Consider the following 24,523-nt stretch of genomic DNA (forward strand, 5'->3'; position numbering starts at 1 on the left):
GGATCGGCCTCCTTACTGCTGGTCCCAGTTCATGACCGGCTGCTGCGGACGCCGGGCACGGTGACGGACGCGGTTGATCTCTTCCTCGAACTCCTGCTGGAACGTCGCATAGCAGGCGGCGGCGTTCTTCGCCGCGCTGCGCAGGTCATCGGCGGCCCGGTTCATCTTCCGGGCGACCTTCGCCGCCCGGATCCGGGAGCCGAACGCCCGCCCCTCCGGGTCCGGCACCGCTGCCAGGCAGCCCTTGAGGATCTCGGCGCCCATGGCGACCTCGATCGACAGCGTCACGGCCGCCGCCCGCAGGGTGTTGCAGTAGTTCCGCACCAGCGCCGGGGCGCTGAAGTCCGGGGCGGGGAGCAGGGCTTCGGCGTGCGGCCGGCGTCCGTTCGCGCTGGCGGCCTGCTTGTTGTTGTTCACGGTGACGTTGATCGGCGGGACGATCGAGCCGCCCAGTGCGCCGACGAACCCGCCGGCGGCGGCGCCGGCGTTGGTGAACTTGCCGGTCTTGGGGTCGTTCACGGGCCCGCGCGCACGCTGGCCGTTGGTGTTCTGCGCCATCAGACGATCTCTCCTTCGGGTCAGCGGGACGGGCGAACGATGAGCCACGACGTCTGTGCAGCGATGAGGACGAGCAGCCACAGCAGCGCGAGGGTGCCGTTCAGCGGCCCGAAGCCAGCGGCCAGCGCCAGCCACACGGCGGCGGCTGTGGCGAGCACGGCCAGGCCGATGCGCCAGCCCAGTGCCGCGCTGCGGGCCGGGCGGCGGCGCTGCATGACCAGCAGCCACACCACCGGCACGGCCGCCACCGGGGCGATGACGAGAGCGGACCACCAGGCGATCGCGTGCAGCAGCCCGGCCACCAGGAACGCGAGCACGGACAGGCCGGTGGGGGCGAGGGCGCGGCGGAAGTGCCACAGGCCACGGCCCACAAAGCCGAGGGCTTCGCGGGTCAGGGAGGGGCGTTCGGGGACGACGATCACGAACGGGTCGGAGCGGCGGCCACGCTGACGGGGGATACGGACGGTGTGGACACCCGCCGCCGTCTTCACGGAGCGGGTACGGGTACGGCTGGACACAGCGAAACTCCCGTTGAAGTCGGAGGGGTTCAGGCGGCGGTGCGCTGTTCTTCGGCGGCCAGGCACAGGCCGCAGATGCCGTGCGAGGTGGGGATGCAGTAGCCGACGTCGAGGCGACAGCGCGGGCAGGTGCGGCGGGCGAGCATCGCCAGCGCCAGCGCGCCCCACTTGCGGGACGTCATCGGCCTCACCGGCTTGGCCAGGTCCTCGCGGTAGAGGTAGGCGACACGGACCGTGCCGCACCGTCGGTTGACCCGCATGAGCTGAGCGGCGATCGGCTGCCCGCCGGGCCGTAAGCCCCGGGCACGGAGCTGCCGGCGGGTGGCGTAGCCGTCCGGGGCGTAGCGCCAGGGGTAGGTGGGCACGCCGTAGCGGGCCCCGGTGGGGTCGAAGCACTTGCCGTACGCGTACGACATGTTCGTCTCCCCCTGCTCAACCGGCGATCGCGGTGGGGAAGTCGGCCAGGTACGGCTCACGCGCCTTGACCCGGCCGCGCGCCGTGCGGGCCGTTGACTCCGAGGCCCCGAGACCGAGCCCGGCCATGGCCACGGTCATGCGGGCGGTGTTCGGCTGGGTGAAGTCGGTCCCGTACAGCGCGCGTACCACCTGATCGACCCGGTTGGGGTAGATCACCGGCATGCACAGATCGACGGCCGTCGACCGCGCTTCGACGGCAACCGGCTCGGCATCGACGGGTGTCGACACCCCCTCGACGCCCACCGGCGGAACGGGCGGCTCCACCGCCGCTTCCGGCCCCGGCAGGGGCGGCGCGGTGGGGGCGACAGGCGGCCGGTCGGCGGTGGCGTTGACGGGCGTCGAGGGTGCGTTGACGCCCGGCGGCGGGCTGGTGACGCCCGTCAACGCCTTGCGGGCGAGGTAGGCGTGCACCTGCCGCATCAGCGCGCCGAACGCCAGCAGCGCCGCCACCGGCGGAACGGCGGCGACGACGTAGTCCAGGGCATTGGCGTCCTTGCCGACCCCGGCCACGTTCAGCGCGATCGAGGCCCCGTCACCTGCGGTGACCAGGCCGATTGCCCACCAGTCGACCCTGTGGGCAAGCGAGGCACGCAGGATCAGCAGCTCACCGATCACAATGAACAGATCCACGGTGGCCGGCCACGCCCACGAGCGGGCGACGGCGTCGGCCATGCCGTGTTCGGCGGCGACTTCCTGCAAGTGCTCGTAGGACAGCCAGAACGCCACCGCCGTGAGCACCACCGTGAGCACGGCCGCGATGACCGTGATCCCGTGCTCGGCATTGACGGGCGTCGACCGGGTCTCGACGCCCGTCGAGCCGGTGTCGACGTAGGCGGACGTGCTCATGCCGCCTCCGCCACAATCTTGTTGGTCAGGTCGCGGCGGGCGGCGAGCACCTTGCGCCGGGCCCGCCGCAGCCGACGCGCGTCGAAGGCCGTGACCGGCCGGTCCAGCAGGCTGATCTGCACGTCGAGCAACTCAACGTCGGCCTCGATCAGCGGCATCTCCTGCTCGATCACGTCCAGCTCCGCGAACGTCGGCTCACGGTCGAACTCGCCGGCGGTAACAACCGCCTGATCAGCACCGATGTGCTTCATGGGTCGTGGTTCCCTTCACAGAGGAACGGCCCGAACAGCGGCCCCGGTGTTCCAGCACCGGGGCCGCGCGCCGTTGAAGTCGGAACATCCGGCTCCCCTCAGCGCTGCTCGTGCGAGACGAGCAGCGGAGGCAACCGGCCGCAGCGAAACGCTGCGGAGGCTGGTCGTGCAGTCGCGTTACGGAGCGAACCCGCACGCATCCGTCCTCTTGCTGGCAGGGGAGGGACGGCCTCCCAGGCACGCTGTTCAGTTCTCAAGCTGCTGTCGCTTCCTTCGTACTGACCCTTGCGGGCTTTCCTCCGGGCGTTCTTGCAGGTCAAAGCAGCCGCAATAAGCGCCCCCGTGCTGCTTAGGGGGGTTACCGCCTCACCTGATAGGTACCGTAGGCAAACCGGCGCGTGCATGCAACCCCCTCTGGCGATAGAGTCTGATAGCCCCCCTAGGCGACGATGGGAGAACAGTGGAAGACGACATGAAGCGGATCTCTGGAATCGCGGTCCCGGTCGACCGCGCCAAGGCCGCAATCGACCTGATGGCGACCTATCAGGGGCGAGTGACGGAGCTGTCCCGCATCCGGCGCGAAGCGATCGAGGAAGCGCAGGCGTCGGGCATGACCCAAGCCGAGATCGCCGCGAAGTTGGGCGTGAGCCGTGGGCGGGTCGGGCAACTGGCGTCAGCGGGTCCGCCCCCGGAGCGGGCGTTCTTCGGGACCGACCTGGTCACCGTGTCCCTCGGTGGTAAGCCAGAGGCGGGCAAGGAGCCAGGCCAGAACTCCAGCGCTGTCGTTGTCCGGGAAGACCTCGACAACTTCGAGCACCTGCGCAAGCTGCTCGGCGGCATGAAGCTCGAAGCGCAGTACGAGGTCATTCCGCCGAACGGCATCGTCAACCTGAACCGCGAGAACCACGTGGTGATCTGCGGTCCCCGGCTGTCGCCCATCGTGGCCCAGGTGCTGGAAGGGGACTACAACCTTGAGTTTGCGAAGGACCACGCCTGGCACCTGGTAGACCGCAATGCGGGCCAGACCTACCGGTCCCCTATGGATGAAGACGGCACGGCCGGCGACTTCGGCTACCTGGGGCGACTGCCGCGCTTGGATGGCCGGGGCACGTTCCTCTACATCGCCGGCATCCACGCCATAGGAGCGAACGGAGTGGTGCACTACCTGGAGAACAACTTGGCTGAGCTCTACCGGGAGGTGCGGACGAAGCGCTTCTCAACGCTGATCGCCTGCCGCTACAACCCCGAGACCCTCGAAGTTCTGGAGAGTCGCAGGGTCACCCCGCTGTACCGACACGAAAGCTGATCATGCGCGTCTGCCTGAACACACAGCCCGGGGGAGCCAGCCTCAACGAAGACTGGGTTGCCGGCACCCCCAGTCTCGCCGTGGTGCTCGATGGACTCAGCACGGCGGGGCTGTCCACGGGCTGTAGCCACGGTGTCCCGTGGTACGTCGCTCACCTCGGCGGCTACCTCACGGCCGCGCTGGCGGACCCTGACCGGTCACTCTCGGACGGCTTGTCCGAAGCGATCGAACGAGTGGCCGCGCACCATCCCGAGTGCGACCTGAGTAACCCAGGAACGCCGTCGGCGACAGTGGCGATCCTTCGGCAGGGAACCACCCACCTTGATCACCTCGTGTTGGCTGACTCGCCGATCGTTCTGGATCACGCCGGAGACTATGAGGTGATCACTGACCTTCGTGTGGACGACGTACTTCCTGAGCTGCAAGCGGAGGTCGCCAGCCATGAAACGCACACCCCGGGGCACCGGGAGGCCCTGCAACGTCTCGTGCGTGCTCAGAGGGAGGTGCGGAACACACCAGAGGGGTACTGGGTGGCCGCCAGCACCCCCGAGGCGGCACATCACGCACTGACGGGAGCGACACCGATCGGCGAGGGGCAGGCCGCTGCAGTCATGTCGGATGGCGTCTCCCGGCTCGTGACCGAGTACCGCATGGCTGACTGGGCCGGAGTCTTTAGGGTCCTACGTGAGGAAGGTCCGCATGGGCTGATCGAGGCGGTTCGCAAGATCGAAGCGACTGACCCGACCGGGCGGCGGTGGCCGCGCTACAAGTCCGGGGATGACGCAACCGTGGCCTTTTGCCAATGGTGATCGGCAAGCCAGCGCGATCAGCGAGTGTGAAGGCCCTGCGAAGTATTGACTCGACGCTGCCGCACAATCGGCAGCCGGAGCGGGTCTGGTACACGTCCTACGACTCCAACATGCACCTGGAGCGGCTGGCTGCCTACGTCTTAGGCGGTTGCCCACCCGGCGCGGCGAGGGAATACCCAGGGTGCCGAAACCCAACAATGCCCGCCCGGTCCATCCCTGTTGAACTGACCGGCGCTCTGTACTTCGCGACCGAGTCACCCGTGTGTGGGGGGCCTTCTACGATCCTCAGGTGAGTGGGCGAGTGCTGGCCAGGGCCCACCTGGTGACCACAGATCAGTTCTCTGACATCGCCGCCCAAGAGATGTACAGGGAACCCGGCGCGGACCTTGATCTGGTGGACGTGCTCACACAGCGCCGTGCGGTGCTAGGTGAGGGTCGCTACGAAACACTCGTGTGTGCTGGTCAGGTCGATGGGTTGCCGGTCCTAACCTTCACTGCCCCATGGGGCGTGCAGGATGTCGAACGGGTCCCGCCCTCCGCCGCCTACGTACGCTTCTTGGCTTCGGGACTACTGACCGCCGGCACGTGGGACGTAGAGGCGGTGGGCTCATACGTAGCAGCATGCCCCGGCGCCGCCGGTCACTGGTCGGAGCAGGCCCTCTGCGATCTCTTGAGCGAGGACGTTTGGACCGCTGTGCTGCCAGCGCGGCACAACTTTCTCTAGTTTCATCAAGGCCCGCGCACGGCGCGGGCGCGCGCCGCCTCTGCGGCGCGGCCTGCCTCCTGTCTGCGCCCCGGCTGGCCGCGCCCGGCGGCGCGCTCGGCGGCTGCGGGCAAGAAGCGGGAGACACCCTCTGTGGCTGGGGCGGTCGGCTCCACGGCTTTAGGCAGCCACTTTGGGGCGAGCCTCTAAGATCATGGCCCCAACGTCGTGCTTTAACGGGCAGGTCCACAGACTGCCCGACTCGCCGGAAGCTTACGGGGCCATGATCACTCGCCCCAAAGCGGCTCCAGCCCAAAGCCGCTCCGCCGACCTATGTTCTCATCAAACGCTAGAACGCGAGGTTCAGCAGCAGCGACGAAGGGCAAAGCAACATAGCACTTGCTAGCGCCCATAGGGCGGTCCGAATGAGCCGGTACTTACTCGCGACAAGGTTGGAGAGTCTATACAGCTGGTCGAGTGGCGCTTCTTTGGGTGCACTCAACGTCTCTCGAATGCGTTGCTCCAGTGTATTCCTGGACTTACCGGCGATGTCTCCAAAATAAGCGACCAGGTAGTCTGGCGCGTCGTGACCCCGGCCGACTCGGGGGTGAACGGCGCAACCAAGCAGTACGACACCCGAAACAGCCAGCGCTACACTCACCCACCAAATCCACTCGACACAATTGGCCAGCTCGAACGGCGTCCAGTCTCCAGACAGAATGGCTGAGACAATTGCACCAAGTGCGATTCCAGCCGTAGCTAGCAGCAGGGAAGCTTTCCCGTCAGCTCGAACAATTTCTTCGCGTGCAGTAGCAAGCAGTGAAGCCGCATATCGACTGACATCTTCATCGTTGATCTGTGACGTCAACGGTTGCTGCCCTCGCGCACTGCCACCGTTTCTCCTCAGTCTCACTTCAATCCTCTTCTTCGCGCGTCGCGCATCGCGCGCTCAGTCTGAGCCTTGGAGAAAATGGCATCGCGCATCAGACTCCTTTGCAGTTCCGAGCGCACGCCGTCGACATCCTGCCGCCTCTTGCGGCCTGCTAGCACAGCTTCGCAATAAGCCTGGCCGTGCGCCTTGCACCAGCCAACCTTGAGCTTGCGTCCCGATGCTTCCGGGTCACCATCAGGAAGCCTATCGACGTCAACAGTCTCCCAAATCCCGGAACTCGGACCGTCATTACATGGGCAACTAATAGAAAGGTAATCGTTCTTCTCGACGCGATCCCAGACGGATCCGGTCACAATCATTTCGTGCCGGTCTGCGGACTGTGCACACTTGGCTGCGTAGTTAACCGCCTTCCCAGCCCAAACAGGTTCCTGCTGAGCGGGGTTCCTAGGCGTCCCAATTCGCTTTACGAGGATGGGGCTGCAAGCGACACCCACCTTAAATCCAGTGGTGGGCATGTTTGGCCACCGAGCTTCGAGTTGATCGCCCAAGTCGACGCTAAAAGTCTTTACCGTGATACCAGCGCACAAGGCTCTTTCGAACCGTCGGTCCCCCCAGAACAACCCGAAGGCGCCATCACCTTGAATCTGAATAAAGTCCGCATCGAAGTTGTTTAGGGTCTTCACTACTCCACCGGTCGAGGCCTCATAGATACTGGCCGTAGACGCAGCCCACTTTCCGGTGCCAAGCTTCGTCGAACTCTTAAGGTCGACCATCACCGCAACGATGCTCGGCAGCTTGATCCATTTTCTAGCTTTAATCGGCAGTGAAGCTACATCTACCGAATCCTGAGTGACTACCTCAGGGGTGCTGGAGATCTCTTCCTTCGTCTTGGCGCTCAGATCGGCGAGCAGCTCATCGAGATTCAGGTCGCTGGCCATTCCCTATCCCCTTACGCGCATGCTGCTGGCGCTTTCTCGCCACTCTGAACGAGTAAGCCAGCTACTCCTCCTTAGCGTACGGGCAGCCACTGACATCCCAGGCGCAACCGACGCAAGAGCACCCCACGAGCCGTCCTCCAGGCCGTGGAAGCACGCTCGACGATGACCACCGCCGACAGCTCAGCAGCAGGTCAGGGGCTCCAAGCTCTGTGCGCTCGGCTTGGCACATTTTGGAGCGGCACCAGAGATCACGTCAGGCGATCACGTGTGACTGCCCACGCCTCGCCGTCCAGTGATGGCTTCTCGTGAGCCAAACTGTCTGGGCCGTCCCTGGGCCGTCCGACGGCCCCCGAGGCCACTCGACGACAACCGACAGTGACAGTCGATCTTCAGTAGCCGACGACGAACCCCCAGGTCACAGCCCCCCGACCAAACGGGTTACCACCCAAGGGTGGACCTCAGGCAAGATGGGGTGTTTCTTTCCGTCAGGCAGTCGCTCTGCCAGGCGTTTTGAGGACCAAGCCGTGTCTTCCGAGTCATCAGCGGACAGGTAATGATGGGCACCAAATCGGAGGGGGCCGCCAACAGTTGAACGCCGAGCGATTCACAGACCTGGCTGCGCAGATGATGCGATCCGCCCTCGACTCCTGGCGCGGCGGCAACCGTCTCTTCGCAGTCCTGCATGCTGGCATGGGCTCCGAATTCTGCCTGAAGGCGGTTCTGTGCCACCACGACCCCCTGTTGATCTCAGCTCATGGGGACCGGGCGCTGCGCTTCCACACACTTGGCTTCGCGGGAGAGAAGGGAGTTAAGCCGCTGGAACAAGCCCGAACGATCGGCATGGCCGAGGCATTCAAGGATGCGGAGGTCGTGATGCAGGGCCGCATGCCCGTCGCGCTCGATGCGTTCACGCCGGTGATGGAAGCCCGCAACGGCATCGCTCACCTGGCCCACCACAACCCGGCCACCGCTGAGCATGTAGTGTCAACGGCCCTCCAGGTAGCTGAGGCCGTTCGCAAGGAACTCGATACGCCCGCTCCTGACTTCTGGAGGGGTTACGCCCGCGCCTTCCATGATCTCAGCAAGGTCGCAGCCATGCCGGCCATCCCGAAGATCGGCATAGAGCAAGCTGCCGAAGACTTGGCACAAGCCGAGGCCAAGGAGGCTGCACGCGCCGCCATGGACGCCGCCAAGAGCACTGCGGTCACAGCGGCCCGCGCGATCGCCAGGATTCCCCTGTGGGGTGACGCCCTCGACAGCGACAAGGCTGCACGACACGCCTTGAGCGTCGCGCACCGTGCCGTCGTCTCGGCGGCCTTGCACACCACCAGCATGCGGGCTCAGCGCGCCGCCACGGACCTGCTCAAGTCGTACGGTTACCTGCTCAAGGACCGGGACAGCGAGGTCTCACCGACCGATGCCGTGGCGGTGAAGACTCTGGTGGCCCGTAGTGTGGAGGGGTCCTTCCGGGGTGCTCTCTCGCCAGAGCTGGAGTTCACGCTGTCGGAGCCGTCGAGTGACGTGGTGTGGCGTCCGCGACCGTACGAGGCTGCTGGATTCGGCACCTACCTGTGGCGGTGGGAACCCTGCCCGGCCTGCCCGGCGTGGGGAGACATGTACGGGTACCTGGAGCACGACGTCTGCGCTGTCGAGGAATGCAACGCCGGCGTCTACTGCGGGGAACACGACGAGTGGGAGCCCATCACCGCACACGCACAGGCGTTCGCATGCCCCGTCTGTTGCCTTGTGCTTGATACCGAGGGGGAGTTGGAGGCGGCGTATATGGGGCTCGCAACCAACTTCGAGGGATGAGGCATAGACCAGAGCTGGTCAGCATGGTCTCCCGCACTGTCCCTTGGATCTCACCTCAGCCCGGGTGAATCCCCGGCAAGCTCCAGGGCTAGAAGGCGTTCCTTGCTCGTCCGATGTGAGGTCGCCGACTTCGGTGCACACGGTACGGGTCAGGTGCTAGATCCTTTACCGCATGGACCAAGGGGTAGCAGCTCTGATCGCCGGTCTTGCAGGCATGGCCGGCGCGCTTGGCGGAGCAGTGGCAGGGGCAGTCGGTGCTGTTCGCGGTGCCAAGGTGGGAGCGGAGAAGACAGCTGAGGCCACACGTCAACAAGTCAAGGATCAGGCGTTGGCAGAGCATGGCCATTGGCTCAGGGAGCAGCGTCAAGCAGCGTACAGCGCGTTCATCGCTGCCAACCAAGCCGTTGAGCGAGCCGCTGACACAGCGATACGGAAAACACCTGGTCCGCATTGGAGAAGCGAGCTGGCGTCTCTTGGTCAAGCAATCGACGAACTGAACAACGTGTCCAGCCAGGTTGCCGTACTTGGACCAGCGAGCATGATCGAACTGTCGGGGCGGGTTTTCCACAAACTGTTGCGTCTTCGCGCAACACTCAGTGAGGGGGGCGATGCTGCCGACTTCACGCAGGACCACCAAGACCGAATCGATGAATCTTGGGACGAATTCGTCGAAACTGGCTTCTTGTTCCAGGAGGGCGCCCGGAGGGTGCTTGTCAGTCAACTCGAGTAGGCGCGTACAGCAGTGAAGTACAGCAGCCTCACCGCCCCCGGCGGCCGGTATGGCCCTTAGCAGCCGATCTCTGCGCAGCTATGGTCTGAAGGCTCCTGACATCTACGGCTGACATCAACGACTCCGGACGGGGACGTACACCAGCACCTCTGTCCGGCCGTCGCACCAGTCGACAGCCGCAGCCGGAGCGGACTCGGATCGAACTCCTAATGCGGTGGTCACACGGCAGCGCCGCCGACGGCAGTGACGGCAGCGCTGACGGCAACGACGCTGGACGGCAGCGGCACTCAGCGAACCGTCGCGAGGCCAACGGAAGACGATTGGACCGCCCCACCAAGGCTTGCCCGCATCTTCTAAGCGCTTGTCAGACGCTACTTCTGAAGCGGTTCTCGCTAGCTCGCCGTGCTCGACATCCCCCAGGTGTCCCCCGACAGTGGGCGAACTACGGAAAGTTGCAGACCAACGTTGGTGAACTGAGCCCGCTGTAAATCTGCCGGCTCAGCCTTCCCAGGTTCGAATCCTGGCGCCGCCACACGAAAACAAAGTGCCCCTGGCCTGCGGTTTCCGCAGGCCAGGGGCACTTTGTCATGCGCTCTCGCGACGGCCGTACTGTCTCGCTCTGTCTCGCATTCGAACGCCCCGTCTCGAAGTGTGTGGACGGGGCGTGGACGGGGTTCCTGCCTGTCAGCCGTGCCGTCCCAAGCGGGCAGAGATCTTGGCGTTCGCGGCCTCGTCTCCGTCGCTGAGGAACTTGGCGTACACCCGGAAGAGGACACCGACACTGTGGCCGGCGCGCTTGGCAACGAGCTGAGGTTCCACGCCTGAGCTGAGCCATGTGGACACGGCCGCGTGGCGAAGATCATAAGGACGCTTCGCCAGCGACGATTCGCACTGTGAGGGTGTCAGGGCCCGCGATCGCGCTACAGCCCAGACTTCGCCATAACCGGTGTCCTGGATCAGCCCACCGCGTTGTGTGCGGAACAGACGGCCGTCCGGGGCCACGCCGTACGCCATGACGTGCCACCGCAGCAGCGCGACCAGTTCGGGCGGGACTGGGACCGGTCGGACCGCCTTTCGCGGACGGTGCTTCAACCCACGCGTGTCGTGGGCTTCCCCGCTGTCCGTCCACGCTGAGCCCGACCGGGGCCGCGTCTCTCTGAGCCGCAGTGTGCCCCACCCACGACGCGGTAGATCGCAGTCCTGGAGCCGTAGACCGATGACTTCCGCCGGCCGCGCCGCGGCGTAATACATGCAGCCGAAGAACCCCACCAGACGGCGACCGCGGGGGCTCTGGTCTCGCACGGCGGCCAAGAGCTTGGCGGCCTGCTCGGGGTCCGGCACACAGGCCGGGTCCACCTCCTCTTCCACCTGCTCGACGCTACGCCCGCGCGCCGACCTGGCAGCAGGCCGCGCCGACCTGGCCCAAGCGCACCGGCATCATCGCCCCGTACCAGAGCTTCCTGCACCGCCGCTGGGCCGAGGGGCAGCACAACATCGCCGCCCTGCACCGCGAGATCGCCGGGCAGGGCTTCTCGGGCAGCGAGGGAACGGTCCGCCTCTACGTGACCGATCATCAAGAGGTCCTGGACCTGGGTCTTCCCCCGCCCGCCCCGGAGCGCAGCCCCTTCGAGGTCTCCCGACTGCTGATGACCCGCCCGGAACGTCTCCACGAGGATCAGCGCGTCTTCCTCAAGAGCCTGCACGGGCGCTGCCCGGAGCTGAAGACTGTGCACGAACGCATCGGCACCTTCGCCGACGTCTTCGCCTCGCAGAACACCAAACGCCTCGACAACTGGATCTCCCAGGTCCGCCGCGACGGCATTCCCCAACTGGTCAGCTACACGAACGGGCTGCTCAATGACCTCGACGCCGTCCGTGCCGCCGTGACCCTCCCCCACAGCTCCGGCGTCGCCGAGGGCCGCGTCACGGACCTGAAACTGATCAAGCGCCAGATGGCAGGACGAGCGAAGATCCCCCTCCTCCGCAAGCGCGTCCTCTTGGTCGCACACTCCCGCCGCCCCCGCCGCGATCCCGTCGACGATCTATGGACGATCAACGGCTACGAAAATCTTGTATGAGCCAGGCTCTTTTGGAGGGACCCGGTGAGCTGGGCGGATACGTGTCGTCCTTGAGAAGGAGTCGCACTCTCCCCGCTTGTCGTTCGAGAGCGGAAGCGACACGACTGGTCAGCGCCCAGCGGGCTCCCACCACACGAGATTGGCGGCCGCCTGGGCCACCGGCTCGATGATCTCCCAACCCTCGGCGCTCCGCCCCTCGTCGATCCGCCAGATATCGACGACCGCGATCTCCGGCCCGGCATCGGGGAGTTGTCGCCGCGAGTGCATCACGACGTGATCACTGTCGGCCAGCAGGTGGTGGACCTCGACCCGCATATTGGCGAGCGGGGTGAGTGCCGCCTGTACGGCGGCGAGCCACTCTGCTTTGGTCGAGGAGGTCGAGTCCGGCCTGTGATGGACGAAGTCATCGCTCAGCAACGGTTCGAGCGCGTCGACGCTGCCCGTCTCGATCAGTTCCGCCAGTGCGTGTCACCGTGCTTCCTGTAGGTGACTCGACGGTTCGCTTTTCTCTTGTTCCCCGCGAGGCGGCCGAGTTTTAAGAGCGTGTCCTACGTGGCATGGGGTCACGGCGCTCCGTGTCCCACACGCCCTGTGGGGCTCCGGCGACCTTCGCCGGAGCCCCACAGGGCTTACCCGTCCGCCTTCAGGAGGCGGCGCCGAGGCGCTGGGTCAGGAACTGCTCGAACGTCAGCAGGCCTGGGTGGAGCTTGCGCAGGGCAGGGATGTCCGCCTGGTAGCCGTCCTCGGCGAACCACTCGAACATGCGCTCCTCGATGGGTGTGGCCTCCAGGCGGGTCGGGGTGCCGGTGATCCGCTCGTAGATCTCGGCCACCCGCGGGAAGGTGATCTCGTCACCCGCGAGCTCGATCTCCTTGCCGATGAACTCGGCCGGGTTGTCGAACGCGTTGGCCGCGAAGACGCCGATGTCGTCGGAGGCGATGAACTGCATCGGCTTGTCCGGCTTGACCGGCAGCGACATCACGCGCTCGCCCTCGGCGTCGGCGAAGTGGAGCAGGTTGTTCATGAAGAACACCGGCCGCAGAACGGTGGTCGGCAGACCGAGCTTCTTGATGTGCTCCTCGATCTCGGCCTTGCTCTCGAAGTGGTCGATGCCCGTGTTGCGCTCGGCACCGCCCACGGAGCTGTAGACGAAGTGCGCGACCCCGGCCGCCTTCGCGGCATCAGCGACGGTCTTGCCGTGGCGCACCTCGGCGGCGAGCGTCTCCGGCTCGTAGGCCAGCGCCTGCACGCTGAACACGCCGTACACCCCGGCCACGGCCTCGCGCAGCGAGCCGACGTCCTCGAGGTCGCCCTTGACGAGCACCGCGCCCTGCTCCTTGAGCGTCTGGGCCTCGGGCTTGTCGGGGTTCCGGACGAGCGCGTGCACCGTCCAGCCGCGGGACAGCAGTTCACGAGCGGTGGCACCGCCCTGGTTGCCGGTGCCACCGAGGACGAGGACGATCTTGTTGTCGGTCAACGCGTGCTCCTTATCGGGTCGTTCGCAGGCATGCGCGGGTGGGTTCGCGATGGATCGCCATGGATGAGTCTTGAACCTCAAGCGCAATTGAGGTCAAGCACGATGGGTTGCGTCACTTGGTGAGGGCTTCGAGCCGGGGGACGATCACGTCCGGTCCGGGCTCGGCCGCGAGGGCGGCACGGGCATCGTGGGTGCTCGTCCGCATCCGCCTCACCACGTAGGACACGGTCTTAAGGGCCATGCTGGAGTGGGTGGCCCGTCCAGCGGAGCGTGACCGCGTGCGGATGATTGACGGAGCCGACCACAGGAAGATGCGGCGATGAACGCCTACCCGGTCTCGGCGACCGGGTTTCCAAGATCAGGACGAGACGTGGACGGGATGCGGCTACCCCTCTCCGATGCATGGGAAAACCCCAGGTCAGACGCAGTGCAACGAGCTGATCTTGGGGGGACTGTAAATCTGCCGGCTCAGCCTTCCCAGGTTCGAATCCTGGCGCCGCCACACTGGGAGAACCCCCTTCCTCTGCGGAGACGCAGAAGAAGGGGGTTTTCGTATGCGGTGGCCACAGAGGCCGCGCGCCCTCTGAGCAGCGTGATGCGTCTCTCACCCGGCAGCTACGGTACGGAGGTAGCGAACGCCTGCGGTGGTTATGGAAGTTCGGTGCGTCAGCCGGACGAGCCGGAACGTCCTGAGCGACCTGACACGAGCCGCGGCGGCCCAGCCGGTAGTACGGCAACCGGCCGAGCGCGCCCCCGAGGAGCGCCCCGCGTGCCCCACCACTCAGCCGCCTACTCGCCCCCGTGCGCGAGTTCGATGTCATGGTCGTCCACGCCGGCGCCCGAGACCGACACCGACGCCGCCCGGGGCGGGTACCCGGTTGCGATCACCGTGTACGCGCCGGTGTCCAGGTCGGAGAAGGCGTACGCCCCGTCGAGGCCGGTCCGGGTCGTGGCGATCACGTTGCCCGCAGCGTCCACCAGCGTCACTCGCGTGTCGCTCAACGGCGCGCCCCCCCCGCGCACCGTGCCCCGCACTTGCGCGCCGGGCCGCAGTTCGAGCTCGACCCTCGTGATCCCGGCCCCGCCGATCTCGACGACCTGGGCCAGCGGCCGATGCTTGGGGGAGTTGACCGCGAGGGTCACCGGGCCCGGCACCAGGTCCGTGACGGTGAACTCGCCCAGCACATCCGTCCGTCCGGAGGCCAGTACGTCCCCGCGCACGTCCGTCACGATGACCACGGCCTCGGCGACAGGCGTCCCGCTGTCCGCCGACCGCACCACACCGGCGAGCCCGCTGGTGCCGCTCAGCAGCACGTCGTACGCCACCGGCTCACCGGCCACGATGATCGTGGAGGCCTGCGGCTGGTAGCCCTCCGACGAGGCAATCAGGACGTAGGAACCGGCGTCGGGAGCGTCCACGCCGTACGACCCGTCGCCACGGGAGACCGACCGCCCGAGCTGCCTGCCGCCGAGCGAGACCAACGTCACCGCGGCCCCGCCGACCGGCGCCCGCTCGGCTCCCAGGACACGCCCCTGCACGGGAATCCCAGCCCTGGCATCGGCGGACCCGACCGCCTCGGCCTCCGCGTCGGCCGGCTCGCCCGAAGCAGTCCCTTCGGCGCCCGGCTCGCCCGAAGCAGTCCCTTCGGCGCCCGGTTCACTCGAAGCGGTCCCTTCGGTGCCCGACGCACCCGAAGCCACCCCCTCGCCCCCCGGCTCCTCCGTACCCCCCACCCGCTGCCGCGGAATGAACGACGCGACCACGAAGGCGAGCAGCGCGGCCCCGGCCCCGATGGCCAGGACGACCTTGAACCCGTTCTGGGACGGCAGTGCGGTCTGCCCGAAGGGCGTCGTCATCTGAGCCAGGATCACCCCGGCCACCGCGCTGGCCGTCGACGTACCGATGGACCGCATCAGCGTGTTGAGGCTGTTCGCCGCGCCCGTCTCCGAGGCCGGTACCGCGCTCATGATGAGGGCGGGCATCGAACCGTAGGTGAAGCCGATGCCCGCACCGATGACGCAGGTGACGAGCACGAAGTGCCAGAGCTGGGACATCAGTGCGATGTTCAGCCCGTACCCGGCGGCCACGATGAGGGCCCCGACCATCAGGGTGATCTTCGGGCCCTTGGCCTTGGACAGGGCGGCGGAGACCGGGGCCGTGGCCATCATGACCAGGCCGGACGGGGCCATCGTGAGGCCGGCGACGAGCAGGGACTCGCCCAGTCCGTAGCCGGTCGCCTCAGGCAACTGCAGGAGCTGCGGAATGACGAGGGACATCGCGAACATCGCGAACCCGACGGCGATCGAGGCGAGGTTGGTGACCAGCACCTGGCGGCGTGCGGTGGTGCGCAGGTCGACCAGCGGCTCCCTGACCCGCAGCTCCCACCAGGCCCACACCAGCAGTACGACGACGGCCGCCGCGAACAGGCCGAGGGTCGTGCCGCTGCTCCAGCCCCAGTCGGCGCCCTTGGAGATCGCCAGCAGCAGGGACACCAGCCCCGCCGCCATGCCGATGCCGCCGACCAGGTCGAAGCGCCCGCCGGTGCGCACCTGTGACTCCGGCACGATGGCCGGCACCAGCACGAGGGCGACGACGCCCAGTCCGGCCGAGGCCCAGAACAGGACGTGCCAGTCGAAGTTGTCCGCGATCAGCGCGGCGGCCGGCAGTCCGAGGGCGCCGCCGACGCCGAGGGAGGCGCTCATCAACGCCGTGGCGGAACCGAGCCGTTCGGTGGGCAGTTCGTCCCGCATGATGCTGATGCCGAGCGGGATCACGCCGGACGCGAGGCCCTGCAGGGCCCGTCCGACGATCATCGGCGCGAGAGTGTCGCTGAGTCCGGCGGTCACCGAGCCGGCCACCAGCATGACGAGGCTGATCAGGAGCATCCGGCGCTTGCCGTACATGTCGCCGAGCCGGCCCGTCATCGGGGTGGCGACGGCCGCGGCGAGCAGTGTCGCGGTGACGGCCCAGGCCGCGTCCGACGCCGGGGCGTTCAGCAGTCGGGGGAGTTCCGGGACGATCGGGATGACCAGGGTCTGCATCAGCGAGACCACGATCCCGCCGAAGGCCAGGACCGCGACGACTGCGTTGGCCCGTGGTGCTGCGGGCTTCCCGACGTCGGCGGGTCGGGTGAGGGCATGGGGCATGGCCGGGCCTCCGTAGGGGCGTCAGTCAGGGACAACGCGACCCGTCAAAACTAGGTCCATTGATTGACTTAAGCAACCAGAAGCTCGGTGGGGTGCGGTGATCGAAGGTGCGGTGATCGAAGGTGCGGTGATCGAAGGGAGAAGGCGCGGAGCAGGGGAGGGCAGGCATACTCGCGCCGCGCACGCGGCACACTGGCCCCATGTCCTCCCGCCGCAGAAACTGCCCCGAGTGCCGCCGCGAGATCGCCGTCGTCGCCGGGCGGTACGCGCGCCACGACCCGCCCGGCGCCCGGGAACACGGCGAACTCACCTCGTGCCCGGGCTCCCGTCGACAGGCCAGGCCCGGCGCGGAGCAGCCGGCCCTGGACGGCTACGCGGTGCCGGACTTCCCCGGCCAACTGCCCCTGTTCTAGGGAAACTCCGCCAGGGAGTCGTCAGTTCCCGGCCACCGACTTCACCGCCACGGACACCGGAGCAGGTCCGCTGATCAGCTCCAGGGTGAGCCCGGCCGTCGCGGCGGTGTCCACCAACTCCGCCAGTACGGCGGCCACGTCGTCACGCGGGATCGGCCCGCGGCCCGTACGCGCCTCCAGGCGGACGAGGCCGGTGCCGGCGTCGTCGGTGAGCTGACCCGGCCGCAGGATCGTCCAGTCCAGGGCGTTCAGACCGCGCACGTACGCGTCCGCCTCGCCCTTGGCGCGCAGGTACACGTCGAAGATCTCGTCGCCCTCGTGCCGTGGGTCGGCGCCCATGGACGACACGACCACCAGGCGCCGTACGCCCGCCTTCACCGCCGCGTCCGCGAAGAGGACCGCCGCGGCCTTGTCCACCGTGTCCTTGCGGGCCGACCCGCTGCCCGGGCCCGCGCCCGCCGCGAAGACCGCCGCGTCGGCACCTCGCAGCCGCTCCGCGACCTCGTCCACGGACGCCGACTCCAGGTCGAGCACGACCGGTTCGGCACCGGCTTCCCGCAGATCGTCGGCCTGTTCGGCCTTACGGATGATCCCCGCTACTTCGTCCCCGCGCGCGGCGAGCAGCCGCTCCAGCCGCAACGCGATCTGACCATGACCACCAGCGATGACAATGCGCATGCCTCCGACCGTACGCCCGGACGCCCCCATCCGCCGCACGACTTCGACCACGCCGCCACCGCCCCAGGCTCCACGACAGGTTTACGCCCCCACCGCCCCACCCGTCCGAGGGTGTTACGACACCTCTCCCCGCCCCTGCCGCGGCAGCCCCAGTTCCGCCGAAGCCACCGAATCGCAGTACTCCCGGACCGCGCTGGTCCGCGCCACCACACGCCCCCGGTGCACGACCACCCGGCTGTACGCCAGCGAGAGCACCCCCGCCAGCCGGTCCCCGCGCACCGCGAGCAGTTCGGCCGGGAAGCCCGCCTCCACGCGTACCTCGGGCAGCCCCAGCACCGCCCGCGCCGACCCGCTCACCGTGTCGTACGCCTCCTCGGGTGCCAGCCCGTAGCGCGAGGCCAGCAGGAACGCCGCCTCCAGCGGGTCGCCGCGCCCTACCGGGTTCGACACGTCCCGCAGCGCCCCGCTCCCGGCGGCCACCCGCACGCCGGCCGCGCGCAGCAGCCGTACCGGAGCCGCCCCCCGCCGGTCCACGCCGCCGCAGCCGCCCTGCGGCAGGCACACCACAGCCACCCCCGCCGCCGCGAGCTGGTCGGCGGTCCGCGAGGCCACATCGGTGGGCAGCCGTCCGAGGTCGCCGCACGGGCTCAGGGTCACTCCGGGACGCAGTCCGCCCGCCATCGCTGCGAGCCGGGCCAGTCGCGCCGGATCCCCGGCGTCCGTGTGCAGGTCGACGGGACAGCCGTGCTCGGAGGCCACCTCCAGGACCGCCTCCACGTACCCCGTCGGATCCGGGTCCAGATCGGGCCGGCCGCCCACCACCGAGGCGCCCATCTTCACCGCGTCCCGCAGCACCGCCAACCCGTCCGCCCCGGCCACTCCGGTCAGTACCCGGGGCATGGCCACCGTGGTCAGTTCGGCCAGCCCCCGCAGGGCCCGCCGTGCCTGCAACACCGCCTCCAACGCACCCAGTCCCTGGACGTCCCCCACTCGCACGTGGGCACGCAGCGCCGTCGCCCCGTGCCCGAGCTGGAGCAGCGCGGCCTCGGTGGCCCGGCGCTGCACGTCCTGCGGCTCGTACGAGACGGGTCCCTCGATGTCGGCCGACAGGGCCGTGTCGGCGTGGGCGTGCGGTTCGGCCGGGGCCGGCAGGAGCAGATAGCCGCCGAGGTCCACTCGCGCCCCGCACGCGCGCGTGCCGCCCGCCAGGCTGCCGGCCGTCCCGACCGCCTCGATGTGCCCGCGGCCCAGCCGTACGTCCACGGTCCGGCCGTCGGTGAGCCGTGCCCCGGACAGCAGCAGCGACGACGGATCGGCCGGACCCGGCGAGGAAGAAGGGGGCGGCGGCTGCGGCTGGCTGTCGGGCATCGTGCTCCAGGGGCTCGGGCTTGCGCACGGGAGGACGCATGATCACGCAGAGTGAGTCGAGCCTAGGACGGCCTCCCGCTCATGGCGGGGAGGAGCGCAATAGTCGTACCGGTGTGGCCCGCTGCGCGGAGGCGAAGCCGAGAGAAGCGGAAGGGAAGCGGAAGGGAAGCGGAAAGGAAGGCGCTTGCGAGGCCGTCGGCAGGACGGTCCGAGCGCCCGCGGCGGGTACCCCGAAACGGATTTGGGTGAACGGCTGCAGACCGTGTAATGTCTTCATCGCTCGCCCCAATAGCTCAGTCGGCAGAGCGTCTCCATGGTAAGGAGAAGGTCAACGGTTCGATTCCGTTTTGGGGCTCTGGTGTGTGAGGTTCCCGTCGCGAGGCGGGGCCCGATCGCATCGCAGCGGTGTAGCTCAGTCGGTAGAGCAAGCGGCTCATAATCGCTGTGTCACCGGTTCAAGTCCGGTCACCGCTACTGACAGTAGCCGATTGCGGGGTCGGTCCTTCGATCGGCTACTCTTCTATGCGTTAAACCGTCCTATCCGTTCGTCAAGGAGCACTCACGTGGCTGCCACCGACGTCCGCCCGAAGATCACGCTGGCCTGCGTGGAGTGCAAGGAGCGGAACTACATCACCAAGAAGAACCGGCGTAACAACCCGGACCGTCTTGAGATGAAGAAGCACTGCCCGCGTTGCAATGCGCACACCGCGCACCGCGAAACGCGATAAAACAGGCTCGTACACGAGGCCGCTCCCGAGTGATCGGGGGCGGCCTCGCGTCGTTGAACGACCCGTACCGGTCAGTAGAGCAACCAGGAGGTGCCGAGCCATGGCGCTCGACCAGTCCTTCGTGGGGCGGACGTACCCGCCCACCGCGCCCTACGAGGTGGGCCGGGAGAAGATCCGTGAGTTCGCCGAGGCGGTCGGGGACGCCAACCCGGCGTACACGGACGCGGAGGCGGCCAAGGAACTCGGCCACCCCGACGTGATCGCGCCGCCGACCTTCGTCTTCTCGATCACCTTCAAGGCCGCCGGCCAGGTCGTTCAGGACCCCCAGCTCGGCCTGGACTACAGCCGGGTGGTGCACGGCGACCAGAAGTTCGCCTACCGCCGCCCGGTCCGCGCCGGCGACCGGCTCACGGTCACCTCGACCATCGAGGCCGTCAAGTCCCTCGCGGGCAACGACATCCTGGACATCCGCGGCGAGGTCCACGACGAGGCCGGCGAGCACGTCGTGACCGCCTGGACCAAGCTCGTGGCCCGCGCGGCCGAGGAGGCGTGAGCGATCCCATGACGGCGAAGATCTCCTACTCCGACGTCGAGGTCGGCACCGAACTGCCCGCGCAGACCTTCCCCGTGACCCGGGCGAATCTCGTCCAGTACGCGGGCGCCTCCGGCGACTTCAACCCGATCCACTGGAACGAGAAGTTCGCCAAGGAGGTCGGCCTGCCGGACGTCATCGCGCACGGCATGTTCACGATGGCCGAGGCGATCCGCGTGGTCACCGACTGGGCCGGCGACCCGGGCGCGGTCGTCGAGTACGGCGTCCGCTTCACCAAGCCGGTCGTCGTCCCGAACGACGACGAGGGCGCCGTGATCGAGGTCGCCGGCAAGGTCGCGGCCAAGCTCGACGACAACACCGTGCGCGTGGACCTGACGGCGACCAGCGCGGGGCAGAAGGTGCTGGGCATGTCACGGGCGGTCGTACGGCTGGCCTGACCTGGTGAGGCGAGTGAAGCGTAAGGGGTGCTCTCATTGCGGGGCGCCCCTTACGCGCGACCAGTCCCGGGCCCCGCGTGAGTAGCCCTCGGCTCCCCTTGACTTAGTTAGTGATTGCGTACTAACTTAATTTCATGGCAAGGATGAGTGCGGAAGAGAGGCGCGAGAGCGTCATCCGTGCGGCGATGACCGAGTTCGCCCGCGGCGGCTACCACGGCACGTCGACCGAGGCGATCGCCCGGCGGGTCGGTGTCTCGCAGCCGTATCTCTTCCGGCTCTTTCCCGGCAAGAAGGCGATCTTCCTGGCGGCGGCCGAGCGGTGTGTCGAGGAGACCATCCGGATGTTCGCGGAGGCGGCCGAGGGGCTGGAGGGCGAAGAGGCCCGCCATGCCATGGGCGGTGTGTACATCGAGACCATCTCCGAACAGCCCGAACGGCTGATGATGCAGATGCAGATGTACCTCGCCGTGGCGGCCGCCGAGGAAGAGGGGGATCACGAGTTCGGTGAGGCCGTGCGCAAGGGCTGGATGCGGCTGTGGGACACCGTTCACCTGCCCCTGGGTGCCGACGCTCACGAGACGACGACCTTCCTGGCCCAGGGCATGCTCATCAACTGCCTGGTGGCCATGGGTTTCCCGGCCGATCACCGGGCTTGGGCGGGACTGGCCCCGCCGGAGCCCGGCAACTGACACGAAAAGGCGAGGATGTCCGGCCTTTTTCATGAGCGCGAAAGTTAGTAATCAATAACTAATCGATCAAGCGAATCACCTTGGGGAAGCGATGTCACAGCAGACCGCACGCCGCGGGGGAGCCGCCTGGGCCCTCGTCATCACCAGCGTCGCCGGATTCATGGCGGCTCTCGACAACCTCGTCGTCACCACCGCTCTGCCCTCCATTCGCGAGGACCTCGGCGGTGCCCTGCACGACCTGGAATGGACCGTGAGCGCCTACACGCTCACCTTCGCCGTCCTGCTGATGTTCGGCGCGGCCCTCGGCGACCGCTTCGGCCGCCGCCGGCTCTTCATCGTGGGACTCACCGTCTTCACCGGGGCCTCCGCCGCGGCGGCCATGGCACCCGGCATCGACTCCCTCATCGCCGCCCGCGCGGTCCAGGGCGCCGGCGCGGCCGTCATGATGCCGCTGACGCTCACCCTGCTGACCGCCGCCGTACCCGCGGCCAAGCGGGGTATGGCGTACGGCATCTGGGGCGCCGTCAACGGACTGGCCGTCGCGTCGGGGCCGCTGGTCGGCGGCACCCTCACCGAACACCTCTCCTGGCAGTGGATCTTCTGGCTGAACGTCCCGCTGGGCCTGGCCCTGCTGCCGCTGGCCCGGCTGCGCCTCGCCGAGTCGCACGGCACCGGCTCCCCGCTCGACGTCCCCGGCACCCTGCTCGCCAGCGGCGGTCTCTTCGGGATCGTCTACGGCCTGGTCCGCGGCCCCGTCGACGGCTGGACCGGCTCGCTGGTCCTGACGGGCCTGTTCGCGGGCACCGCACTGCTCGCGGGCTTCGTCCTCTACAGCACCCGCGCCAAGAACCCCATGCTCCCGATGCGGCTGTTCCGCTCCCGTGCCTTCGCCGGCATCAACGCGGCGAGCCTGCTGATGTTCCTCGGCATGTTCGGCTCGATCTTCCTGCTCAGCCAGTACATGCAGGGCGTCCTCGGCTACTCGCCCACCGAGGCGGGCCTCAGGATGCTGCCCTGGACCGGCATGCCGATGCTGATCGCCCCGATCGCTGGCATCCTCGCCGACCGCATCGGCGGCCGCCCGGTCGTCGCCGCCGGCCTGTTCCTGCAGGCCCTGGGCCTCGGCTACATGTCCGTCGTGGCCACGGCGGACGCCTCCTACACCGCCCAGCTGCCCGCCCTGATCGTCAGCGGTATCGGCATGGCCCTGTACTTCGCCCCCGCCGCGCACCTGGTGATGTCCAGCGTCCGGCCCCAGGAGCAGGGCATCGCCTCCGGCGCGAACAACGCCCTGCGCGAGGTGGGCGGAGCGCTCGGCATCGCCGTCATGGCGTCGATCTTCGCGGCCCAGGGCGGCTACGAATCCGGCCAGGCCTTCGTCGACGGTATGCGGCCGGCCCTGGTGACGGGCTCGGCTGTGGTCGGCCTCGCCGGCATCGCGGCCCTGCTGATCCCGACCCGGCGGCACACCGAGCGACAGGCGGACGCTGCCGAACCGGCGCCCGTCCTGGAGACCGCTTCCCACTGAGACCAGAAGGCCTGACCACAAGGTCCGACGACCCGAAGGAGGAACAGTCATGCCCACCCTTCCCTGGACCGTCCCGAACACCCCGCCCCCGGGCACCGAGGTGCACGTCTTCGCCTCCCGATTCCAGACCCGCACCCTGTGGGGAGCGCTCAAGTTCTTCGCCGGAACCCCCGCCGTCTGGCGGCAGGTGCGCAGCAGCCCGGGCGCCTACGGGGCCACCCTGAAGGCGCAGCCCCTCAAGCGGACCTTCTGGACGCTGTCCGCCTGGGAATCGAAGGACGCGCTCAACGACTTCGTCCGCTCGGGCGCCCACGGGCCGGCCGCACGGAGCCTCGCCCCGCAGATGGCGGACGCGGCGTTCACCACCTGGCAGGCGAAGAGTGACGAACTCCCGCTCTCCTGGTCCGAGGCACTGAGACGACTGTCCTGACAGCCACGCGCTCGTGCGGCCCACTTCCTCGCGAAGGCGGCCGCACGTACGCGTGCCCGAGCCTGTCAGTGCCGTCTCGTACTCTTGAGCCCGTGCAGGAACTCCACGACGCCCCCCTCGCCCCGCTGACCACCTTCCGGCTGGGCGGTCCCGCGACCCGGCTGATCACCGCGACGACGGACGACGAGGTGATCGCCGCCGTCCGCGAAGCCGACGAGGCGGGCACCCCCCTGCTGCTCATCGGCGGCGGCTCGAACCTGGTCATCGGCGACAAGGGCTTCGAGGGCACCGCCCTCGTCATCGCCACCCAGGGCTTCTCCCTCGACGGCACGCGGCTGGAGCTGGCCGCCGGCGAGGTGTGGACCGACGCCGTCGCCCGCACGGTAGAGGCGGGCCTGGCCGGCATCGAGTGCCTGGCCGGCATCCCCGGCTCGGCGGGCGCGACCCCCATCCAGAACGTGGGGGCGTACGGCCAGGAGGTCTCCTCGACGATCACCGAGGTCGTCGCGTACGACCGCCGCACCGGCGAGACGGTCACCCTGGCCAACGAGGACTGCGCCTTCTCCTACCGCCACAGCCGCTTCAAGTCCGACCCGGAGCGATTCGTGGTGCTGCGCGTGCGCTTCGCCCTGGCGGACGCGGGCGGCCTCTCCGCTCCCCTCCGGTACGCCGAGACGGCCCGCGCCCTCGGCGTAGAGGCGGGCGACCGCGTCCCGCTCGCATCTGCCCGGGACACGGTGCTCAAGCTGCGCGCCGGCAAGGGCATGGTCCTGGACGCCGAGGACCACGACACCTGGTCGGCCGGCTCCTTCTTCACCAACCCGATCCTCACGGACATCCACTTCGCGACGTTCCGCGCGCGCGTGAAGCAGCGCCTGGGCGACGAAGCCGAGCCCCCCGCCTACCCGGCGGGGGACGGGCACACCAAGACCTCCGCCGCCTGGCTGATCGACAAGGCGGGCTTCACCAAGGGCTACGGCGACGGCCCCGCCCGCATCTCCACGAAGCACACCCTGGCCCTCACCAACCGGGGAAGTGCGACCACGGAGGACCTCCTCACTCTGGCCCGCGAGGTCGTGGCCGGTGTCCACGAGGCCTTCGGCATCACACTGGTCAACGAGCCGGTGACGGTCGGGGTCAGCCTCCTGTGAAAGGTC

26 protein-coding genes, 2 tRNA genes and 2 pseudogenes are annotated in these 24,523 nt (G+C 68.1%); 16 read left to right on the plus strand and 14 right to left on the minus strand.

Annotated features, from left to right (window positions below; all coding sequences use genetic code 11):
• Positions 1–12 precede the first annotated feature (12 nt).
• From traA to ACQEV8_RS26355, 5 genes are read right to left on the minus strand one after another with little or no spacing between them, the layout of a single operon-like run.
• Complete coding sequence (gene traA, locus ACQEV8_RS26335) at positions 13–558, minus strand: plasmid transfer protein TraA (protein ID WP_432964779.1); 546 nt, start codon at positions 556–558, stop codon at positions 13–15.
• 20 nt (positions 559–578) lie between these two features.
• Entirely contained in the window at positions 579–1,076 is a 498-nt protein-coding gene (locus ACQEV8_RS26340; protein WP_432964782.1) for a hypothetical protein, read from the minus strand.
• A gap of 29 nt (positions 1,077–1,105) precedes the next feature.
• Positions 1,106–1,492: an RRQRL motif-containing zinc-binding protein gene (locus ACQEV8_RS26345; protein ID WP_432964785.1), complete on the minus strand. Its 387-nt coding sequence runs from the start codon at positions 1,490–1,492 to the stop codon at positions 1,106–1,108.
• A 16-nt stretch (positions 1,493–1,508) separates the two neighbouring features.
• Positions 1,509–2,399 carry a DUF2637 domain-containing protein gene (locus ACQEV8_RS26350; RefSeq protein WP_432964788.1) on the minus strand — a complete coding sequence of 297 codons (891 nt, stop codon included), beginning with the start codon at positions 2,397–2,399 and terminating at the stop codon, positions 1,509–1,511.
• A complete protein-coding gene (locus ACQEV8_RS26355) occupies positions 2,396–2,650 on the minus strand; it encodes a DUF6284 family protein (RefSeq protein ID WP_432964791.1) in 255 nt (84 codons plus the stop codon). Before ACQEV8_RS26355 ends, ACQEV8_RS26350 begins: the two co-directional genes overlap by 4 nt.
• A gap of 460 nt (positions 2,651–3,110) precedes the next feature.
• Between ACQEV8_RS26355 and ACQEV8_RS26360 the strand changes: the two genes are divergently transcribed.
• From ACQEV8_RS26360 to ACQEV8_RS26370, 3 genes and pseudogenes are all read left to right on the plus strand, one after another.
• Complete coding sequence (locus ACQEV8_RS26360) at positions 3,111–3,956, plus strand: sigma factor-like helix-turn-helix DNA-binding protein (protein WP_432964794.1); 846 nt, start codon at positions 3,111–3,113, stop codon at positions 3,954–3,956.
• Between the two features lie 2 nt (positions 3,957–3,958).
• Positions 3,959–4,765 (plus strand): protein phosphatase 2C domain-containing protein, encoded by an 807-nt coding sequence (locus tag ACQEV8_RS26365; protein ID WP_432964797.1) that lies wholly within the window; start codon positions 3,959–3,961, stop codon positions 4,763–4,765.
• A 26-nt stretch (positions 4,766–4,791) separates the two neighbouring features.
• A pseudogene (locus ACQEV8_RS26370) lies at positions 4,792–5,489 on the plus strand (histone deacetylase).
• A 328-nt stretch (positions 5,490–5,817) separates the two neighbouring features.
• On the opposite strand, the gene ACQEV8_RS26375 reads toward ACQEV8_RS26370, so the two are convergent.
• Positions 5,818–6,381, minus strand: a complete 564-nt coding sequence (locus ACQEV8_RS26375) for a Pycsar system effector family protein (protein ID WP_432964800.1) — start codon at positions 6,379–6,381, stop codon at positions 5,818–5,820.
• Positions 6,378–7,298 (minus strand): hypothetical protein, encoded by a 921-nt coding sequence (locus ACQEV8_RS26380; protein WP_432964803.1) that lies wholly within the window; start codon positions 7,296–7,298, stop codon positions 6,378–6,380. Before ACQEV8_RS26380 ends, ACQEV8_RS26375 begins: the two co-directional genes overlap by 4 nt.
• A 588-nt stretch (positions 7,299–7,886) precedes the next feature.
• On the opposite strand from ACQEV8_RS26380, the gene ACQEV8_RS26385 reads away from it, so the two are divergent.
• Both ACQEV8_RS26385 and ACQEV8_RS26390 read left to right on the plus strand, forming a co-directional pair.
• Positions 7,887–9,110, plus strand: coding sequence for a hypothetical protein (locus ACQEV8_RS26385; protein ID WP_432964806.1), 1,224 nt, complete (start codon positions 7,887–7,889; stop codon positions 9,108–9,110).
• A 172-nt stretch (positions 9,111–9,282) separates the two neighbouring features.
• Positions 9,283–9,840: a hypothetical protein gene (locus ACQEV8_RS26390; RefSeq protein ID WP_432964809.1), complete on the plus strand. Its 558-nt coding sequence runs from the start codon at positions 9,283–9,285 to the stop codon at positions 9,838–9,840.
• 684 nt (positions 9,841–10,524) lie between these two features.
• Here the strand turns inward: ACQEV8_RS26390 and ACQEV8_RS26395 are convergent.
• A pseudogene (locus tag ACQEV8_RS26395) lies at positions 10,525–11,223 on the minus strand (tyrosine-type recombinase/integrase); the annotation flags it as partial.
• A 179-nt stretch (positions 11,224–11,402) separates the two neighbouring features.
• Here ACQEV8_RS26395 and ACQEV8_RS26400 point away from each other — a divergent pair.
• Positions 11,403–11,918: a transposase gene (locus tag ACQEV8_RS26400; RefSeq protein WP_432964812.1), complete on the plus strand. Its 516-nt coding sequence runs from the start codon at positions 11,403–11,405 to the stop codon at positions 11,916–11,918.
• Between the two features lie 108 nt (positions 11,919–12,026).
• On the opposite strand, the gene ACQEV8_RS26405 is transcribed toward ACQEV8_RS26400, so the two are convergent.
• The 4 genes from ACQEV8_RS26405 to ACQEV8_RS26420 all read right to left on the minus strand — a co-directional run bounded on the left by ACQEV8_RS26405 (position 12,027) and on the right by ACQEV8_RS26420 (position 16,542).
• Positions 12,027–12,380, minus strand: a complete 354-nt coding sequence (locus ACQEV8_RS26405) for a nuclear transport factor 2 family protein (protein WP_432973004.1) — start codon at positions 12,378–12,380, stop codon at positions 12,027–12,029.
• A gap of 181 nt (positions 12,381–12,561) precedes the next feature.
• Entirely contained in the window at positions 12,562–13,395 is an 834-nt protein-coding gene (locus tag ACQEV8_RS26410) for an NmrA/HSCARG family protein (protein ID WP_432964815.1), read from the minus strand.
• A 112-nt stretch (positions 13,396–13,507) separates the two neighbouring features.
• Positions 13,508–13,636 (minus strand): hypothetical protein, encoded by a 129-nt coding sequence (locus tag ACQEV8_RS26415; RefSeq protein ID WP_432964818.1) that lies wholly within the window; start codon positions 13,634–13,636, stop codon positions 13,508–13,510.
• Between the two features lie 548 nt (positions 13,637–14,184).
• Positions 14,185–16,542, minus strand: coding sequence for an MFS transporter (locus ACQEV8_RS26420; RefSeq protein WP_432964821.1), 2,358 nt, complete (start codon positions 16,540–16,542; stop codon positions 14,185–14,187).
• Between the two features lie 200 nt (positions 16,543–16,742).
• On the opposite strand from ACQEV8_RS26420, the gene ACQEV8_RS26425 reads away from it, so the two are divergent.
• The gene (locus tag ACQEV8_RS26425; RefSeq protein WP_391103481.1) at positions 16,743–16,955 is read left to right on the plus strand and encodes a hypothetical protein; all 213 of its coding nucleotides are present in this window, start codon (positions 16,743–16,745) and stop codon (positions 16,953–16,955) included.
• A gap of 21 nt (positions 16,956–16,976) precedes the next feature.
• Here ACQEV8_RS26425 and ACQEV8_RS26430 read toward each other — a convergent pair whose 3' ends face one another.
• Positions 16,977–17,633 (minus strand): NAD(P)H-binding protein, encoded by a 657-nt coding sequence (locus tag ACQEV8_RS26430; RefSeq protein ID WP_432964825.1) that lies wholly within the window; start codon positions 17,631–17,633, stop codon positions 16,977–16,979.
• A gap of 114 nt (positions 17,634–17,747) precedes the next feature.
• Positions 17,748–19,001 (minus strand): amidohydrolase family protein, encoded by a 1,254-nt coding sequence (locus ACQEV8_RS26435; RefSeq protein WP_432964828.1) that lies wholly within the window; start codon positions 18,999–19,001, stop codon positions 17,748–17,750.
• 282 nt (positions 19,002–19,283) lie between these two features.
• Between ACQEV8_RS26435 and ACQEV8_RS26440 the strand changes: the two genes are divergently transcribed.
• From ACQEV8_RS26440 to ACQEV8_RS26480, 9 genes are all read left to right on the plus strand, one after another.
• Positions 19,284–19,356, plus strand: a tRNA-Thr gene (locus tag ACQEV8_RS26440).
• Between the two features lie 46 nt (positions 19,357–19,402).
• Positions 19,403–19,475 (plus strand) — tRNA-Met (locus ACQEV8_RS26445).
• Positions 19,476–19,564: 89 nt separating this feature from the next.
• Complete coding sequence (gene rpmG / locus ACQEV8_RS26450; RefSeq protein WP_003948671.1) at positions 19,565–19,729, plus strand: 50S ribosomal protein L33; 165 nt, start codon at positions 19,565–19,567, stop codon at positions 19,727–19,729.
• Between the two features lie 100 nt (positions 19,730–19,829).
• On the plus strand, positions 19,830–20,282 hold the full coding sequence (locus ACQEV8_RS26455) for a MaoC family dehydratase N-terminal domain-containing protein (protein ID WP_215119497.1): 453 nt from the start codon (positions 19,830–19,832) through the stop codon (positions 20,280–20,282).
• Between the two features lie 8 nt (positions 20,283–20,290).
• Positions 20,291–20,719: a MaoC family dehydratase gene (locus ACQEV8_RS26460; protein ID WP_193482592.1), complete on the plus strand. Its 429-nt coding sequence runs from the start codon at positions 20,291–20,293 to the stop codon at positions 20,717–20,719.
• Positions 20,720–20,853: 134 nt separating this feature from the next.
• A complete protein-coding gene (locus ACQEV8_RS26465) occupies positions 20,854–21,408 on the plus strand; it encodes a TetR/AcrR family transcriptional regulator (protein ID WP_432964832.1) in 555 nt (184 codons plus the stop codon).
• 91 nt (positions 21,409–21,499) lie between these two features.
• Positions 21,500–22,936 carry an MFS transporter gene (locus tag ACQEV8_RS26470; RefSeq protein WP_432964835.1) on the plus strand — a complete coding sequence of 479 codons (1,437 nt, stop codon included), beginning with the start codon at positions 21,500–21,502 and terminating at the stop codon, positions 22,934–22,936.
• 49 nt (positions 22,937–22,985) lie between these two features.
• Positions 22,986–23,366, plus strand: coding sequence for a DUF3291 domain-containing protein (locus ACQEV8_RS26475; RefSeq protein ID WP_432964838.1), 381 nt, complete (start codon positions 22,986–22,988; stop codon positions 23,364–23,366).
• A gap of 92 nt (positions 23,367–23,458) precedes the next feature.
• Positions 23,459–24,517 (plus strand): UDP-N-acetylmuramate dehydrogenase, encoded by a 1,059-nt coding sequence (locus ACQEV8_RS26480; RefSeq protein ID WP_432964841.1) that lies wholly within the window; start codon positions 23,459–23,461, stop codon positions 24,515–24,517.
• The last annotated feature ends 6 nt before the right edge of the window (positions 24,518–24,523 follow it).

It is taken from the genome of Streptomyces sp. CA-179760, assembly GCF_050937045.1.
Taxonomy (GTDB): Bacteria; Actinomycetota; Actinomycetes; order Streptomycetales; family Streptomycetaceae; genus Streptomyces.

What these genes read in the sequence shown, in the direction of transcription:
- ACQEV8_RS26425 (WP_391103481.1), top strand. Translation starts at nt 16,743, where the DNA reads ATGTCCTCCCGCCGCAGAAACTGCCCCGAGTGCCGCCGCGAGATCGCC.
- ACQEV8_RS26470 (WP_432964835.1), top strand. Translation starts at nt 21,500, where the DNA reads ATGTCACAGCAGACCGCACGCCGCGGGGGAGCCGCCTGGGCCCTCGTC.
- traA (WP_432964779.1), bottom strand. Translation starts at nt 558, where the DNA reads ATGGCGCAGAACACCAACGGCCAGCGTGCGCGCGGGCCCGTGAACGAC.
- ACQEV8_RS26390 (WP_432964809.1), top strand. Translation starts at nt 9,283, where the DNA reads ATGGACCAAGGGGTAGCAGCTCTGATCGCCGGTCTTGCAGGCATGGCC.
- ACQEV8_RS26345 (WP_432964785.1), bottom strand. Translation starts at nt 1,492, where the DNA reads ATGTCGTACGCGTACGGCAAGTGCTTCGACCCCACCGGGGCCCGCTAC.
- ACQEV8_RS26430 (WP_432964825.1), bottom strand. Translation starts at nt 17,633, where the DNA reads ATGCGCATTGTCATCGCTGGTGGTCATGGTCAGATCGCGTTGCGGCTG.
- ACQEV8_RS26435 (WP_432964828.1), bottom strand. Translation starts at nt 19,001, where the DNA reads ATGCCCGACAGCCAGCCGCAGCCGCCGCCCCCTTCTTCCTCGCCGGGT.
- ACQEV8_RS26465 (WP_432964832.1), top strand. Translation starts at nt 20,854, where the DNA reads ATGGCAAGGATGAGTGCGGAAGAGAGGCGCGAGAGCGTCATCCGTGCG.
- ACQEV8_RS26350 (WP_432964788.1), bottom strand. Translation starts at nt 2,399, where the DNA reads ATGAGCACGTCCGCCTACGTCGACACCGGCTCGACGGGCGTCGAGACC.
- ACQEV8_RS26365 (WP_432964797.1), top strand. Translation starts at nt 3,959, where the DNA reads ATGCGCGTCTGCCTGAACACACAGCCCGGGGGAGCCAGCCTCAACGAA.
- ACQEV8_RS26380 (WP_432964803.1), bottom strand. Translation starts at nt 7,298, where the DNA reads ATGGCCAGCGACCTGAATCTCGATGAGCTGCTCGCCGATCTGAGCGCC.
- ACQEV8_RS26460 (WP_193482592.1), top strand. Translation starts at nt 20,291, where the DNA reads ATGACGGCGAAGATCTCCTACTCCGACGTCGAGGTCGGCACCGAACTG.
- ACQEV8_RS26420 (WP_432964821.1), bottom strand. Translation starts at nt 16,542, where the DNA reads ATGCCCCATGCCCTCACCCGACCCGCCGACGTCGGGAAGCCCGCAGCA.
- ACQEV8_RS26475 (WP_432964838.1), top strand. Translation starts at nt 22,986, where the DNA reads ATGCCCACCCTTCCCTGGACCGTCCCGAACACCCCGCCCCCGGGCACC.
- ACQEV8_RS26415 (WP_432964818.1), bottom strand. Translation starts at nt 13,636, where the DNA reads ATGGCCCTTAAGACCGTGTCCTACGTGGTGAGGCGGATGCGGACGAGC.
- ACQEV8_RS26455 (WP_215119497.1), top strand. Translation starts at nt 19,830, where the DNA reads ATGGCGCTCGACCAGTCCTTCGTGGGGCGGACGTACCCGCCCACCGCG.
- ACQEV8_RS26355 (WP_432964791.1), bottom strand. Translation starts at nt 2,650, where the DNA reads ATGAAGCACATCGGTGCTGATCAGGCGGTTGTTACCGCCGGCGAGTTC.